This window comes from Arenimonas fontis, assembly GCF_008386465.1.
Lineage (GTDB): Bacteria > Pseudomonadota > Gammaproteobacteria > Xanthomonadales > Xanthomonadaceae > Arenimonas > Arenimonas fontis.
This window is the reverse complement of the sequence record NZ_VUOD01000002.1, coordinates 208,245-223,425: the sequence shown is the minus strand read 5'-3', so window position 1 is coordinate 223,425 and position 15,181 is coordinate 208,245. Positions and strand designations below refer to the sequence as shown.

General features: G+C 69.9%; 10 protein-coding genes. 1 reads left to right on the top strand and 9 read right to left on the bottom strand.

The genetic code is table 11. The annotated features are described in order from the left end of the window. Positions 1 to 10: 10 nt before the first annotated feature. The 3 genes from mutS to F0415_RS03390 all read right to left on the bottom strand — a co-directional run bounded on the left by mutS (position 11) and on the right by F0415_RS03390 (position 4,162). A complete protein-coding gene (mutS, locus tag F0415_RS03400; RefSeq protein ID WP_149859785.1) occupies positions 11 to 2,593 on the bottom strand; it encodes a DNA mismatch repair protein MutS in 2,583 nt (860 codons plus the stop codon). Between the two features lie 83 nt (positions 2,594 to 2,676). After that, positions 2,677 to 3,804, bottom strand: coding sequence for a TonB family protein (locus tag F0415_RS03395; protein WP_149859784.1), 1,128 nt, complete (start codon positions 3,802 to 3,804; stop codon positions 2,677 to 2,679). After that, positions 3,794 to 4,162, bottom strand: coding sequence for a BlaI/MecI/CopY family transcriptional regulator (locus tag F0415_RS03390; RefSeq protein ID WP_149859783.1), 369 nt, complete (start codon positions 4,160 to 4,162; stop codon positions 3,794 to 3,796). Before F0415_RS03390 ends, F0415_RS03395 begins: the two co-directional genes overlap by 11 nt. 435 nt (positions 4,163 to 4,597) lie before the next feature. On the opposite strand from F0415_RS03390, the gene F0415_RS03385 reads away from it, so the two are divergent. After that, on the top strand, positions 4,598 to 4,819 hold the full coding sequence (locus tag F0415_RS03385) for a hypothetical protein (protein WP_149859782.1): 222 nt from the start codon (positions 4,598 to 4,600) through the stop codon (positions 4,817 to 4,819). A gap of 51 nt (positions 4,820 to 4,870) precedes the next feature. On the opposite strand, the gene F0415_RS03380 is transcribed toward F0415_RS03385, so the two are convergent. The 6 genes from F0415_RS03380 to F0415_RS03355 all read right to left on the bottom strand — a co-directional run bounded on the left by F0415_RS03380 (position 4,871) and on the right by F0415_RS03355 (position 15,149). Further along, positions 4,871 to 5,959: an IS5 family transposase gene (locus F0415_RS03380; RefSeq protein ID WP_149859781.1), complete on the bottom strand. Its 1,089-nt coding sequence runs from the start codon at positions 5,957 to 5,959 to the stop codon at positions 4,871 to 4,873. 149 nt (positions 5,960 to 6,108) lie between these two features. Then, positions 6,109 to 9,261, bottom strand: a complete 3,153-nt coding sequence (locus F0415_RS03375; RefSeq protein ID WP_149859780.1) for an efflux RND transporter permease subunit — start codon at positions 9,259 to 9,261, stop codon at positions 6,109 to 6,111. Between the two features lies 1 nt (position 9,262). Further along, positions 9,263 to 10,810 carry an efflux RND transporter periplasmic adaptor subunit gene (locus tag F0415_RS03370; protein ID WP_149859779.1) on the bottom strand — a complete coding sequence of 516 codons (1,548 nt, stop codon included), beginning with the start codon at positions 10,808 to 10,810 and terminating at the stop codon, positions 9,263 to 9,265. Beyond that, positions 10,807 to 12,129 (bottom strand): TolC family protein, encoded by a 1,323-nt coding sequence (locus tag F0415_RS03365; protein ID WP_246149842.1) that lies wholly within the window; start codon positions 12,127 to 12,129, stop codon positions 10,807 to 10,809. The genes F0415_RS03370 and F0415_RS03365 overlap by 4 nt, the downstream gene beginning before the upstream one ends. Before the next feature lie 129 nt (positions 12,130 to 12,258). Continuing rightward, positions 12,259 to 12,681 carry a hypothetical protein gene (locus F0415_RS03360; RefSeq protein WP_149859778.1) on the bottom strand — a complete coding sequence of 141 codons (423 nt, stop codon included), beginning with the start codon at positions 12,679 to 12,681 and terminating at the stop codon, positions 12,259 to 12,261. Positions 12,682 to 12,725: 44 nt separating this feature from the next. Next, entirely contained in the window at positions 12,726 to 15,149 is a 2,424-nt protein-coding gene (locus F0415_RS03355; protein ID WP_149859777.1) for a heavy metal translocating P-type ATPase, read from the bottom strand. Between the last annotated feature and the right edge of the window lie 32 nt (positions 15,150 to 15,181).

The following is a 15,181-nucleotide window of genomic DNA, read 5'->3' as shown; positions in this document are numbered from 1 at the left end:
CGCGCGCACCTCAGAGCAACTGCTTCAACCGGTACAGGGCTTCCAGCGCCTGTTTTGGCGTGAGCTCGTCCGGTTCGATTGCCTCCAGCGCGTCGAGTGCCGGCGAGCGGGCGGCGGCGAACAGGCCCATCTGCTGCGGCTGCTCCAGAGTTGCCGGATCCATGCGCGCGACGGCGCCGGGCGCGCCGCGCCGCTCCAGCCCGGCCAGGGTGTGCCGGGCCTGTTCCACCACCTGGCGTGGCAGGCCGGCCAGGGCCGCCACCTGCAGGCCGAAACTGCGGTTGGCCGGGCCTTCCTTGACCGCGTGCATGAACACCAGCCGGTCGCCGTGCTCGACCGCGTCCAGGTGCACGTTGGCGACGCCGCTGCCCGGTTCGGCCAGGGCGGTCAGCTCGAAGTAGTGGGTGGCGAACAGCGTGTAGGCGCGGTTGTGCCGGGCCAGGTGGCGGGCGCAGGCCTCGGCCAGGGCCAGGCCGTCGTAGGTGGAGGTGCCGCGGCCGATCTCGTCCATCAGCACCAGCGAGTTGGGCGTGGCGTGGTGGAGGATGTAGCTGGTCTCGGCCATCTCGACCATGAAGGTGGACTGGCCGCGGGCCAGGTCGTCGCCGGCGCCGATGCGGGTGAGGATGCGGTCTATCGGGCCGATCACCGCGCGGCTGGCCGGCACGAAGCTGCCGATGTGGGCCAGCAGCACGATCAGGGCGTTCTGCCGCATGTAGGTGCTCTTGCCGCCCATGTTCGGACCGGTGATCACCAGCATGCGGCGGTCTTCGTCCAGCACCAGGTCGTTGGGCTCGAAGGGTTCCTCGCGCACCGTTTCGACCACCGGGTGGCGGCCGCGTTCGATGCGCAGGCCGGGCGTGTCGGTGAGCTCCGGCCGCGACCAGTCCAGGGCCAGGGCGCGTTCGGCGAAGGCGGCCAGCACGTCCAGCTCGCTGAGGGCGGCGGCGCAGCGCTTGAGCGGCTCCAGGCGGGCGTCGAGTGCGTCCAGCAGCTCGTCGTACAGCGCCTTCTCGCGCGCCAGGGCGCGTTCGCGGGCGCTGAGCACCTTGTCCTCGAAGGCCTTGAGTTCCTCGGTGATGTAGCGCTCGGCGCCGGTGAGCGTCTGCCGGCGCGTGTAGTGCGCCGGCGCCTTGTCGGACTGGCCCTTGCTGATCTCGATGTAATAGCCGTGCACGCGGTTGTAGCCGACCTTCAGGGTCGGGATGCCGGTGGCGGACTTCTCGCGCGCTTCCAGGTCCACCAGAAACCGGTCGGCATTGGTGGAGAGGGCACGCAGTTCGTCGAGCTCGGCGTCGAAGCCTTCGGCGATGACGCCGCCGTCGCGCATCAGCACCGGCGGCTGCGGGACGATGGCGCGGGCGAGCAGGGCGGCGATGTCGCCGTGTTCGCCCAGCTCGGCGCGCAGGGCCTGCAGGCGCGGCGAATCCAGCGGCGCCAGGCGCTCGCGCAGGGCCGGCAAGGCCGCCAGAGCGTCGCGCAGGGTGGAGAGGTCGCGCGGCCGCGCCGAGCGCAGGGCGACGCGGGCGAGGATGCGTTCGACGTCGCCCAGGCCGCGGAAATCCTCCCGCAGTCCCTCGTGGGCGCCGCTGTCCATCAGCGTGGCCACGGCGTGGTGGCGCTGGCCCAGCACCCGGCGGTCGCGCAGCGGCCGGTTCAGCCAGCGCCGCAGCAGGCGGCCGCCCATGGGCGTGATGCTGGAATCGAGCACGCCCAGCAAGGTGTGCTCGACGCGGCCGTCAGCGCGGCTGTCCAGCTCCAGGTGCCGGCGGGTGGCGGCATTGAGGGCGATGCCGTCGTCGGCGGCCTCGAAGGCGATCGCGGTCAGGTGCGGCAGGCGCTGCTTCTGGGTCTCCTCGACGTAGGCGAGCAGGGCACCGGCGGCGCCGGTGGCCAGCGGGCGATCCTCCAGGCCGAAACCGGAAAGATCGTGCAGGCCGAAGAAGCGCAGCAACTGGCGGCGGCAGGCGTCCGGCTCGAAACCCCAGGGCGGACGCCTGCGCAGGCCGGGCAGGGCGGCGAGGAAGGGCGGCCAGCCGTCTTCGTCCGGCAGCAGGGTTTCGGCGGGGTCGAGGCGCGCGAGTTCGGCGGCCAGCAGGTCCTCGTTGCCGATCTCGGAGACCAGGAAGCGGCCGCCGGCCAGATCGGCCCAGGCCAGGCCGTAGCCGCCCTTGCCGCGGCTGATCGCCAGCAGCAGGGTGTCGCGCCGCTCCTGCAGCAGGGCCTCGTCGGTGACCGTGCCCGGGGTGACGATGCGCACCACCTTGCGTTCGACCAGGCCCTTGCTGGCGGCCGGGTCGCCGATCTGCTCGCAGATCGCCACCGATTCGCCCAGGGCCACCAGTCGCGCCAGATAACCCCCGTAGGCGTGCACCGGCACGCCCGCCATCGGAATGGGCTGGCCGGCCGAACTGCCGCGCTGGGTCAGGGTGATGTCGAGCAGCCGTGCCGCCTTGCGGGCGTCGTCGTAGAACAGCTCGTAGAAATCGCCCATCCGGAAGAACAGCAGGATGTCCGGATACTCCGCCTTGGCGGCGAAGTACTGCTTCATCAGCGGGGTGTGCTCGGACGAGGTCTTGCTGGAGCCGGACATCGGGCGGCGGACGGCCTGCGGGTGGCGAAAGGCCGCCCATTGTGCCGGAACCGGCGGCCGCCTGCCGCCGGTTCCCGGAGGCTTCAGTTGGCCGTTTCCGGCGGCATGCCGTCGGCGCGGAAATCCACCGGCACCTCGACCCAGGCCTCGACCGCCTGGGCGTCCTTGCTGCCCGGGTTGAACTGCCACTGCCGCGCCGCTGCCAGCGCGGCCTGGTCGAACACACCCGACGGCTCCGAATTCACCACCTTGACGTCCTTGACCGAGCCATCGGTCGCCACCAGCACGTGCAGCACGACCCGGCCGCTCAGCTCGGCTTCCAGCGCGGAGGCCGGGTAGACCGGCGGCGCCAGCTCGCCCTGCGGCGAGGGCATGGCGTCGACATCGCCACCGGCCCAGGCGGTGAGGCTGGTGGCGGCGGCGAGCAGGGCAACCAGGCCGAGGCCGGTACGGCGGCGGGCGGCGCCGGGCAGGGAACGCTTGAGCATGGCGAGTCTCTCCTTGAGGGGATGGCCGGATTGCCAGGGGCAGCCGACGGCGAGTCCGAAGTCGGCCAGTTCGGTCTTGAGCAGCGCTTCCCCGTAACGGCGGCGTGCGCCGGGATGACGGGCCAGCACGGCGGCATCGCAGGCCAGCTCCTGGTCGAAGCGCAGGCGGGCGGCGGCCAGGTGCGCCAGCGGGTTGAACCAGAACAGGCAGCGCAGGGCCGCGAACACGGCCTGCACCGGCAGGTCGCGGCGGCGCAGGTGTTCCTGCTCGTGCGCCAGCACCAGCGCCTGCTCTTCGGCGCTGTAGCGGTGGGCGAAATCGGCGGGCAGCAGGATGCGCGGGCGCAGCAGGCCGATCACCGCTGGTCCGAGGTCGGCCGACAGGCGTCGTTGCCGCAGCGCGAACAGCGTGGCTGTCGCCAGGGCGCCGGCCAGCCAGAGGGCCAGCACCGGTGCAATCCAGCCGGAGCTGGAGGCGTGGGCGCCGGCCATCGCCGCGGTCGCCCGCAACGGCGCCACCTCGACGCCGGCAAAGACACCGGAGGTGGGCAGGGTGGGCAGGCAGGCTGCCAGCGTGGCCAGCGGCACCAGGAGCCAGGCCAGGCAGGCGATCTGCGGACCGGCCAGGCGGCGCAGCGGCCGGCGCAGGGCCAGCACCAGCAGGATGGCGCCGGCGTTGGCGAGCGCGGCGGAGAGCAGGGTGGACAGCAGCTCAGCGCCCATCGTCGAGTTCCTCCAGCAGCTTGCGCAGTTCGGCGATGTCCTTGCGGCTGAGCGCCTTGCTGCGCGAGAAGTGCGCCACCATCGGCGCCAGGCGGCCATCGAAAAGGCGGTCCAGCAGGTGCCGGCTCTGGCCCGTCACCCAGTCCTCGCGGCTGATCAGCGGGTGGTAGAGGTAGCGGCGGCCGTCCTTCTCGGCCCGCACCGCGCCCTTGCGCAGCAGGCGGTTGAGCAGGGTCTTCACCGTGCCCTCTCGCCAGTCGCGGCTGGCGGCCAGTTCCGCCATCACGTCCTCGGCGCTGCGCGGGGCGCGCTCCCAGAGCACTTCCATCACCAGGCTTTCGGCTTCGCTGATCTGCATGTTCGTTTACACCCGTAATCGTGGCTTGAGATTACGCCTGTAAACGAAGATGTCAAGCACGGCCGATGGCCGCCGGCGGGGGCAGGCCTTAGGCTTGCCGGCATGGACACCGCTGCCATCCCCGACGACGACACTCTGCACGCCCTGGCACCTAGTCACGCCACAGACGCCGTCCGCGCCCCGCTCGAACACCGCCAGCATCGGCAGCGTCGTCACCAGATCGGTTGATCACCGCGTACGCGGGGGAGCCGGTGCCTTCCACCGCCTAGCCTTCCAGCCGGCGTTCGATGGCAAGGTCGAGCCTGGCGATTGACTGATCGTGGACGACGCCGTCGCGCTCGGGGCACCCTGGCACGCCTGCGAGGCCACATTGAAACCAGCGGCGGCCGGGCGATCGGCGCGGCTGCGTTGACCGGCAGCGAGGACGGTGCGAGGATGGCGCTCGACCCCGCCACCGAGAAGCACTTGCGGGAGACTTTTGGCGATGCCCTCGAGCAATATCTCCAACAAGAATTCAGCTTCGGCGTCGCCCAACCGACTGAAGGCGAAGCGGCCCCTATCAGCCTGTTGAAATTCGACCCGGCGAAGCCCCCGACTCGGTCGGCAGCGCGGATTTCTCGCTGCTCAAGCGCTCCGCAAGCGCGTCCCGCGCTCTGAAACAAGCCCGCTTTCGGACTTCCAGGCGCACCTTCCCCGCCGGGGCCGCCATCACGCGGCCCCCGCGGCGATCAGCTTCGGCAGGCGGACGAGGTTGCTCGCCGCCATCGCCAGCTGAAACAGCACCTCGACCTTCGTAAGGCCGCGCTGCTTGACCTGACGCATTCCGGCAGCCGCCTTGAGCCATCCGAAGTGCGTTTCGATCCAGGCGCGCGTCCGCAGGCTGATCGCATACCCGGCGTGTCGGGTAGTGCGGCCATCGATGGCGCTGCGGCGGTGCGAGGTGTTCTGCGCAACGTGCGGGGTGATACCCATGGCCCGACAGCCCGCGACGAAGTCCGCCGTGTCGTACCCCTTGTCCGCGGCCAGCGTGCGCCGTCGTCGGCCGCGCAGCGAACCAAGCATCGCCAACGCCGCGTCACGCTCACCATGGCCGCTGGCCTGCGTGACACACGCTGCACGCACCAGGCCGCTGCGATGCTCCATGAGCACATGGGCCTGGTAGCTCAGCTGCGCCCCGGTATTGCCCTTGCGGTAAAGCCTGGCGTCCGGATCGCTGGCCGATTCGTGCGTTTCGTTGCGACGCTTCTGACCCTTGAAATCAGGCTGGGCGTTGCGATGCCCACCACCCGGTGGGTCCTTCGGCGTCCCATCCTTGGGACGGAAGCTCTTGTACGAGGCCCACGCCTGCAGCAGCGTGCCGTCGACCGAGAAATGCTCGTCCGACATCAGGCCCCGCTTTTCCGCCAACCGCACCACCTCGGCCAGAAACTCGCTCGCCACCTCGTTTCCGTTCAAACGATCCCGGTTCTTCGAGAACACGGAGTGATCCCAGACCGGCTCGTCGATCGCGATACCGACGAACCAGCGGAACAGCAGGTTGTAGTGGAGCTGCTCCATCAGCATCCGCTCGCTCCGGATCGAGTAGAACAGCTGCAGCAGCTGCGCCCGCATCAGTTTCTCCGGCGCGATGGAGGCGCGGCCGGTATCGGCGTACAGCGCCGAAAACAGGCCGCTCATGCGCCTGAGCGCCTCATCGGCCAGCTCCCGAATGGATCGGAGCGGATGGTTCGCCGGGACGAAGTCGGCGAGCTTGGCGACCGTGAACAACGATTCCTGAGTGACGTCTGCACCGCGCATCCCACGCCCTCCACTATGGCTGAGGTCGATATCGCAAACAGAGGGCTTGAAAGCAAGCTCTGGCGCGGGAGAATTTCAACAAGCTGCTAAAGCTTGGGTCAACGCACACGCGGACCGCCTTTGCCCTGGCGCGTTGAAGGTCGGCCACATCACGACACGTCCGCCGGCAGCGCAGCAGCCATTGGCCGCTTCCTGGCCAGCTGCCGCTGCTTGATCAACGAGTACAGTGCCGGGATCACCACCAGCGTCAGCACCGTCGACGACACCATGCCGCCCACCATCGGCGCGGCGATGCGGCGCATGACTTCCGAGCCTGTGCCGCTGCTCCACATGATCGGCAGCAGGCCGGCCATGATCGCGACCACGGTCATCATCTTCGGGCGCACGCGGTCGACCGCGCCTTCGATGATCGCGTCGCGCAGATCGCCGGCATCCAGCGAGCGGCCTTCGGCCTGGCGCTGCGCGGCGCGAGCTTCCAGCGCGTGGTCGAGATAGATCAGCATCACCACGCCGGTTTCCGCGGCGACGCCGGCCAGTGCGATGAAGCCGACCGCCACCGCCACGCTGAGGTTGTAGTCGAGCGCCCACATCAGCCAGACGCCGCCCACCAGCGCGAACGGCACCGACAGCATCACGATCAGCGATTCGGTGACGCGCCGGAAGTTGAGGTACAGCAGCAGGAAGATCAGCGCCAGCGTCACCGGCACCACGATCCGCATCTTCGCCGCGGCGCGCTGCATGTACTCGTACTGCCCGCTCCAGGTGGCGTACGTGCCGGGCGGGAACTTCACCGACTCGGCCACCGCCTGCTGCGCGGCGCGCACGTAGCGGCCGATGTCGCTCTCGCGGGTGTCGACGTAGATGTAGGCCGACAGCATCGCGTTCTCGGTCCGGATGCTGGGCGCACCCTTGCGCACCACCACCGTGGCCAGTTCGCCCAGCGGCACCTGCGCGCCGTCCATGGTCGGCACCAGCACGTTGTCGGCGATGCGCTGCGGATCGTCGCGCAGCTCGCGCGGGTAGCGCACGATCAGCCCGAAGCGCTCGCGTCCCTGCACCAGCGTGGTCACCATCTCGCCGCCCAGCGCGGCCGCCACCACGTCCTGCAGCTCGCCGGGCGTGACGCCGTACTGCGCCAGCCGCGCGCGGTCGGGTTCGACGTCGAGATAGTAGCCGCCGGTGAGCCGCTCGGCGTAAGCGCTGGTGGTGCCCGGCACCTTGCGCACCGCCGCCTCGATCTGCCGCGCCAGCGTCTCCATCTGCGCCAGGTCGCGGCCGAACACCTTGATGCCGACCGGCGTGCGGATGCCGGTGGCCAGCATGTCGGTGCGCGCCTTGATCGGCATGGTCCAGGAGTTGGCGACGCCGGGGAAACTCAGCGCGCGGTCCATTTCGGCGATCAGTTTGTCCACCGTCATCCCCTCGCGCCATTCGGATTCGGGCTTGAGGTTGATGACGGTCTCGAACATCTCCAGCGGCGCGGGGTCGGTGGCGGTGTTGGCGCGTCCGGCCTTGCCGAACACCGATTCGACCTCGGGGAAGCTCCTGATGATGCGGTCCTGCTGTTGCAGCAGTTGCGCCGCCTTGGTCGCCGACATCGCCGGCAGCGAGGCCGGCATGTAGAGCAGGGTGCCTTCGTTGAGCGTCGGCATGAACTCGCTGCCCAGGCGCGATGCCGGCCACAGCGTGGCCAGCGGCGCGACCACCGCCAGCACGAGGGTGGCGAGCCTGTGGCGCAGCACCGCGTTGATCACCGGGCGGTAGCCGGCGATCAGCACGCGGTTCACCGGGTTCTTCGCCTCCGGCACGATCCGGCCGCGCACGAACAGCAGCATCAGCACCGGCACCAGCGTGATCGACAGCAGCGCGCCGCCGGCCATCGCGAAGGTCTTGGTGAACGCCAGCGGCCGGAACAGCCGTCCTTCCTGCGCCTCCAGCGCGAACACCGGCAGGAACGAGACGGTGATGATCATCAGGCTGAAGAACAGCGCCGGGCCGACCTCGCGGCAGGCGTCGATGATCAGTTGCGCGCGGCTGCGCGTGCCGTCGTCGCGCTCGATGTGCTTGTGCGCGTTCTCGATCATCACGATCGCCGCGTCCACCATTGCGCCGATGGCGATGGCGATGCCGCCCAGGCTCATGATGTTGCTGTTGAGTCCGAGCACGCGCATGGCGATGAACGCGATCAGCACGCCGACCGGCAGCATCACGATCGCCACCAGCGCGCTGCGGGCGTGGAACAGGAATACCAGGCAGACCAGCGCGACGATCAGGCTCTCCTCGATCAGCGTGGTGCGCAGGGTCGCAATCGCGCGGTGGATCAGCTCGGAGCGGTCGTACACCGTGCGCAGGCTGATGCCCGCGGGCAGGCCGCCGCGGATCTCGGCCAGCTTCTCCTTCAGGCCGTGGATCACCGCCAGCGCGTTTTCGCCGTAGCGCGCCACCGCGATGCCGGCGACCGTCTCGCCTTCGCCGTCGAGCTCGGCCAGGCCGCGGCGCTCGTCCGGCACCAGTTCGACGTGGGCGACGTCGCCGACGCGCACCGGCGCGCCGCCCTCCGCCTTCAGCACCAGGTTCTCGATATCCTCCACGCCACGCAGGTAGCCGCGGCCGCGCACCATGTATTCGGTCTCGGCCATCTCGACCACGCGGCCGCCGACATCGCGGTTGCTCTCGCGCACCACCTGCGACACGCGCGCCAGCGGGATGCCGTACTCGCGCAGGCGCGCCGGATCGACGGTGACCGAATACTGGCGCACGAAACCGCCGACGCTGGCGATCTCCGCCACGCCCGGCGCCTTGGCGAGCTGGTAGCGCACATACCAGTCCTGCATCGTGCGCAGCTCGTCCAGCGAGTGGCGGTCGCTCTGCAGCACGTACTGGTAGACCCAGCCGACGCCGGTGGCATCCGGCCCGAGGCTCGGGGTGACGCCGGCCGGCAGGTTCTTCGAGGCGAAGTTGAGGTATTCGAGCACGCGCGAGCGCGCCCAGTAGAGGTCGGTGCCGTCCTCGAAGATCACGTAGACGAACGAGGCGCCGAAGAACGAGAAACCGCGCACCACCTTCGACTTCGGCACCGACAGCAGCGCGCTGGTGAGCGGGTAGGTGACCTGGTCCTCGACTACCTGCGGCGCCTGCCCCGGATACTCGGTGAGCACGATCACCTGCACGTCGGACAGATCCGGCTGCGCGTCCAGCGGAGTGCGCAGCAGCGTGTAGACGCCGCCGGCGATCACCGCCAGCGTCATCACCGCGATCAGGAAGACGTTGCGGACCGACCACTCGATGATGCGGCCGAGCATGTCAGCGGTCCTCCTGGCCGTCGTGCGTGCCGTCGGTTGCCGGCGCGTGGCCGGCGTGCGGATCGGATGGCGGGGGCGGGGCGTGCCCGGCGTGCGGATCGGGCGACGCGGTCGGGGCGTGGCCCGCGTGCGGGTCGGCCGGCGCCGGCGACGGCTGCGCGGGCGCCTGCGGCGTCGGTCGCGGCGTGGCCGGGGCCGGCTGCGTGTCCTTCTTCGTATCGACCGGTGGCATCGCCGGCCCATGTCCGGCGTGGTCCACCGCCGCGGGCGCGGTCGCCTGTGCGGCGGGTGCGGACCCACCGTGGCCGGCGTGCGCGCCCAGTCCCTGCAACGCCGCCTGCAGGTTGCTCTCGGCGTCGATCAGGAAGTTCGCCGCCACCACCACGCGTTCGCCTTCGCGCACGCCTTCCAGGATCTCGACGCGATCGCCGGCGCGCCGCCCGGTGCGCACCTCGCGCGGCTCGAACCGGCCGGGCGCGCGCTCGACCAGCACCACCTGGCGCAGTCCGCTGTCGAGCACCGCCGAGCGCGGCACGCTCAGCACCGGCGTCGGGTCGTCGCGCTCCAGCACGATCGCGCCGAACAGGCCGGGACGCAGCACGCCGTCCCGATTCGGCAGCGCCACCCGCACCTGCACCGTGCGCGTGGCGGTGTCCAGCACCGGCTGCACGAACGTCACCGTGCCGTCGAAGCGACGGCCGGGCAGGGTGGTGGATTCGAAACGCGCGGCCTGTCCGACCCGCAGCTCCGCCGCCTGCGCGGCTGGCACGTGCGCCACCGCCCACACCGTGGACAGGTCCGCCAGCCGCAGCACGGTCTCGCCCGGCTCGAAGCGCGCGCCCTGCACGACCGGCTTCTCGATCACCACCGCGTCCGCCGGCGAGGTCAGCACGAAGCTGCCGTCGCCCTGTCCGAGCTGGCGCGGGGCGATCTGCCAGTTGCGCAGGCGGGCCACCGCCGCATCGCGCAGGCGCGTCATCGAGGCGGCGCTGACCGGATCGCTCTGCGCGAGCTTGCGCGCCGCCGCATCGGCGACGCGGTACTCCTGCTGCGCCGCCATCAGCTCCGGGCTGTACACGCGCATCAGCGGCTGGCCGCGGCGCACGCGCATGCCGGTCTGGTCGGCGTACAGGCGCTCGATCCAGCCTTCGAAACGCGGTGCGATCGCGTACTGCCGGGTCTCGTCGATCTCCAGCGTGGCGCTGGCGCGCACCCCGGCGGCCAGCGGCGCGCGTTCCACCACCGCCGTGCGCACACCGAGCGTCTGCACCTTCTCCGGCGTCAGCACGACGGTGCCGGGTGCGGTGGCCTCCTCGCCTTCGTAGACGGGGATGTAGTCCATTCCCATCGGGTCCTTCTTCGGCACCGGCGAGGTGTCCGGAAGGCCCATGGGATTGCGGTAATAGAGCACCTTGCGTTCCGCGGCCGGCGCTTCGGCGGACGTGGCTGCGCTCGGAGCATCGTTCGTCGCGCGGCCGGCCATCCAGCCGACGGCGAGGGCGGCGAGTGCGACGCCGATGGCGAGCGACAGGGTCTGGACACGGGTCATCGGATCTCTCCTTCGATGGCGCGCACGGCGGCGGCGCCCAACAGTTCGTCACGCAGTGCATCGACCCGTGCGAGGTCGGCGCCCTGCCATTCATTGAGTGCTTCCAGCAGCGTTCCGAAGTCGACTTCGCCGACCTGGTAGCTGGCCAGGGCGGATTGCCAGGTGGCGTCGGCCTGCGGCAGCAGCGTGTTCTCGATCAGCTCGCGACGTTCGCGTGCGCTGGTCCACTGCGCCCAGGCAGAGGCGCCGCGTTCCTCCACGGCCCGCAGCGTGGCGTCCCTGCGGGCGAGCGCTGCTTCTTCGAGCAGGCGCGATTCGCGCTCGCGTTCGCGGCGGGCGCGCTGCTGGAACGGGATCTCGACCTCGAGCATCAGTTCGGTGCTCTCGATACCGTTGCCGAGCTGCATCGCGCCCACGCCCAGGGTGATGTCCGGAAAGCGGTTGCGACGCTGCAGCACCACGTTCGTGCGCGCCGCCTCGGCGCGGGCCTGCTGCGAGCGCACCGCGGGATGCGCATCGGCGTCATCCAGTACCTCGGCAAGCGAGGCGCTGTGGACGGCGAGGCGCGGCGCCTCGCCGGGAGTCGCCAGCGGTGCATCGGACCGGCGCCCCAGCACCGCGTTCAAGGTGGCGGCCGCCTCCTGCTTGGTCGCGAGGCGTTCGATCCGCTCGCGCTGTAGGCTGGTCTGCTCGACCTGGGCGCGGATGGCATCCTGCTGCGCCGCGCGACCCAGGGCGTAGCGCACGCCGGCTATTTCCTCGACCTGGCGGAGCAGGGCGATGCGGCGGTCGAGCACCGCCACCGCTTGGTCGGCGTGCCAGTAGCGGACGTAGGCGGCTTCGGCCTCGGCGAGCAGCGTGCGCGCGGTGGCTTCGCGCTCCAGCCGCATCGCCTCGGCCTCATGGGTGGCGACCTCGCGGGCCAGCGAACGCTTGCCCCAGAGCGGGAAGCGCTGGCGCAGCGCGTAGTTCACCTCGCGCTCGGCACCGGCGGTGCGCCAGGGCTTGTCCGGATCGAGGCCGCGGAATCCAACCGAGGCCATCGGATCGGGCAGGGCACCTGCGGGAAGGATCCTCGCTTCGGCGGCCTGGGTTTCGAAGTCCATGGCCCGCAGCTCGGGGTTGTGTTCCAGAACCCAGGTGCGGATCGACTCGAGGCTGTGCCCCGGGATGGGTTCGGTGGCGGTCGCGGGCAGCGCCAGCGTCCACAAGCCGCCGGCGAACACGCAGGCAAGCAGGTGCCGGAGCAGTGGCCGACGGCGGAACAGCGGGTAAGGGTGCAGGCGCCTGGCCTGCATCGGGTCGAACAGGGATGCCATATCAGTGTCCTTGGGCCGACGCGACGCAGGTCGCTCGGACGAGGGCAGGAACACATGCCGTGACGCAGCCACGGCGCGAACGCACAGGACCGCGCCGCACAGAGGTGCGGAGCAGTCAGCGTCCGGGCATCAGATCAGCAGGAGCGCCGCGGGATGGGCGGTAGGTCGGTGCCAGGCGGGCCTGGGTGGCGAATCCACCCATGTGGACGTGACGCCCCGCGCACCATCCCCGATCTCGGCGACTGCGAACCAGGAGAGCCATGCTCCGACAAGGAGCGGCGGAATCGAAGGGATGCGCCCACTGTCCGCCGAGATGTCACCCGCGGTGCAGTGCGCGTCGCACAGTGCCTTGCTCGCCGAGGGGAGCTCGGCATCGCAGCCGTGGCCATGGTCGTGTCGGGTGTCGGTGGCGGCAGCGACAAACGCCGCCGGCGTGCCTGGGAGATCCAGGCACTCGCCGTGGCCTGCCAGCGCGAACTGGGACCAGAGCAGCGCCGCCATCGCGAGGAGGGCGGTGCGCTGGAACCAATTCCGATGGCGGATGCGGACCATGACTTGAGCTTATCTCTTACCAGGACCGATGCAATTGACTCAAGTCAATCCCTGGCGAGGCCCAAGGTACGGTCCCGCACGGGTGCCGTCGGCGAGGGCGGTACGGCGGCCGACTTGGCCAGGCGAAGTGCATTGGCCACCACCGATACCGAACTCAAGCTCATTGCCAGCGCCGCGACCATCGGACTCAGCAGGATCCCGAACGCGGGGTAGAGCACCCCGGCCGCGACCGGCACCCCAAGCGCGTTGTACAGGAACGCGAAGGTGAGGTTCTGCTTCATGTTGGCCACGGTGGCCTGGGAGATCTTGCGGGCGCGCAGGATGCCGCGCAGGTCGCCCTTGACCAGGGTGATCTGGGCGCTGGACATCGCGACGTCGGTGCCCGTGCCCATGGCGATGCCGACGTCGGCGGCGGCCAGCGCGGGAGCATCGTTGATGCCGTCGCCGGCCATCGCCACCCGCCGGCCTTCGCCCTTGAGGCGCTGCACCAGCTCGGCCTTGTCCTCGGGGCGGACTTCGCCACGCACCTCGTCCAAGCCCAGCTCGGTGGCCACGGCCCGTGCGGTGGTGAGCCCGTCACCGGTGGCCATGATGATGCGCAGCCCGGCGGCGTGCAGCTCATTGATGGCGGTCGCGGCCGACGCCTTGATCGGGTCTGCGACCGCGATCAGACCCGCCAAGCGACCGTCCACGGCGAGGAACATGGCGCTAGCACCCTCGCGGCGCAGACGCTCGGCGACGTCGACATGCGCACCGGGATCGGCGCCCATATCATCCATGAGTGCGGTATTGCCCAACGCAAGCGCGTGACCCGCTACGGTTCCGCGCACACCCATGCCGGTCACCGAGTCGAAGTCCTCCACGCGGTCGAACTTGAAGTTCCGGCGTCGGGCCTCGGCCACGATGGCATCGGCCAGCGGATGCTCGCTGCCCTGGTCCAGGCTGGCCGCCAGGTGCAGCACCTGGTCGGCGTCGAAGCCCTCGAAGGCCACGACTTCCTTGAAGGCCGGGCGCCCTTCGGTGAGCGTGCCGGTCTTGTCGACGATCAGGGTGTCGATGCGGCGCATATGCTCGATGGCTTCGGCATCGCGGAACAGCACGCCCACCTGCGCCGCCTTGCCCGTGGCGACCATGATCGACATCGGCGTCGCCAGGCCCAGCGCGCAGGGGCAGGCGATGATCAGCACCGAGACCGCGTTCAGGATGGCAAAGGTCCAGGCCGGGTCCGGGCCGAAGAAGCCCCAGATGAAGAAGGTGGCCACCGCGATCGCCAGCACTGCGAGCACGAACCAGTAGGCGACGGTATCAGCCATCCGCTGCATCGGCGCGCGGGAGCGCTGCGCCTGCGCGACCAGCTGCACGATCTGCGACAGCACCGTATTGGAACCCACCTTGGCGGCACGGATCACCAGTGCGCCAGTGCCGTTCTGGGTCGCGCCGATGACCTGGTCGCCCGCGGTCTTCTCGACCGGGATCGGCTCGCCGGTGAGCATCGATTCGTCGACGCTGGAGCGGCCCTCGACCACTTCGCCATCCACCGGCACCTTCTCGCCAGGACGCACGCGCAGGTGATCGCCGACATGCACGTGGGTCAGCGGGATGTCTTCCTCGGTACCGTCGGGGTTGACCCGCCGTGCTTCCTTGGGCGCGAGACCGAGCAGGCCCTTGATCGCCGCGGAGGTTTTCGAACGTGCCCGCAGCTCCAGCATCTGGCCCAGGAGCGTCAACGATACGATTACCGCTGCCGCCTCGTAATACACACCGACGCGCCCGTGCTCGGTAAACGACGGCGGGAACAAGCCGGGTGCCAGCGTGGCGACCAGGCTGTAGCCAAAGGCGGCCGCAACGCCAATCCCGATGAGGGTGAACATGTTCGGGCTGCGGTTGCGGATCGACTGCACGCAGCGCTCGAAGAACGGCCAGCCGGCCCACAGCACGACCGGTGTGGTCAGGACCAGCTCGACCCAGGTTTGCAGGTCGATCGACAGCGGCAGGATCTGCACGCCGCCCAGCACGATACGCGGGAGGTACTGGCCGAACATGGCCAGCACGAGCGTCACCACCGTCAGCGGAAGCGTCCACCAGAACCGGCGCGAGAAGTCGCGAAGTTCCGGATTGTCGTCGTCCTCCAGGTTGGGCATTTCCGGCTCCAGCGCCATGCCGCAGAAGGGACAGTTGCCTGGACCCTGTTGTCGAACTTCCGGGTGCATCGGGCAGGTGTAGATGGCGCCGGGCCGTGCCACCTCGGGTTCGTCCCGGGACGTCAGGTAGCGCTCGGGATCAGCCACGAACTTCGCGCGGCATCGCTCCGAGCAGAAGTGAAAATGGGCGCCGGCGTGGTCCGCATGATGCGGCGTGGTGGCGGGATCTACCTGCATGCCACAGACCGGGTCGGTTACCCGTCCATCTGCAGTCTCGACAGGGACAGCGCCTGCGGAGTGATGGTCATGGGACGACGGTGAGTTCATGCCGATGCTCGCTTTAGTGGGGATGGACTGCC

Bases quoted from the DNA above. Each gene is read 5' to 3' on its own strand.
- F0415_RS03380 (WP_149859781.1), bottom strand. From the start codon at position 5,959: ATGCGCGGTGCAGACGTCACTCAGGAATCGTTGTTCACGGTCGCCAAG.
- F0415_RS03370 (WP_149859779.1), bottom strand. From the start codon at position 10,810: ATGACCCGTGTCCAGACCCTGTCGCTCGCCATCGGCGTCGCACTCGCC.
- F0415_RS03355 (WP_149859777.1), bottom strand. From the start codon at position 15,149: ATGAACTCACCGTCGTCCCATGACCATCACTCCGCAGGCGCTGTCCCT.
- F0415_RS03375 (WP_149859780.1), bottom strand. From the start codon at position 9,261: ATGCTCGGCCGCATCATCGAGTGGTCGGTCCGCAACGTCTTCCTGATC.
- F0415_RS03395 (WP_149859784.1), bottom strand. From the start codon at position 3,804: ATGGGCGCTGAGCTGCTGTCCACCCTGCTCTCCGCCGCGCTCGCCAAC.
- F0415_RS03365 (WP_246149842.1), bottom strand. From the start codon at position 12,129: ATGGCATCCCTGTTCGACCCGATGCAGGCCAGGCGCCTGCACCCTTAC.
- mutS (WP_149859785.1), bottom strand. From the start codon at position 2,593: ATGTCCGGCTCCAGCAAGACCTCGTCCGAGCACACCCCGCTGATGAAG.
- F0415_RS03360 (WP_149859778.1), bottom strand. From the start codon at position 12,681: ATGGTCCGCATCCGCCATCGGAATTGGTTCCAGCGCACCGCCCTCCTC.
- F0415_RS03385 (WP_149859782.1), top strand. From the start codon at position 4,598: ATGGCGCTCGACCCCGCCACCGAGAAGCACTTGCGGGAGACTTTTGGC.
- F0415_RS03390 (WP_149859783.1), bottom strand. From the start codon at position 4,162: ATGCAGATCAGCGAAGCCGAAAGCCTGGTGATGGAAGTGCTCTGGGAG.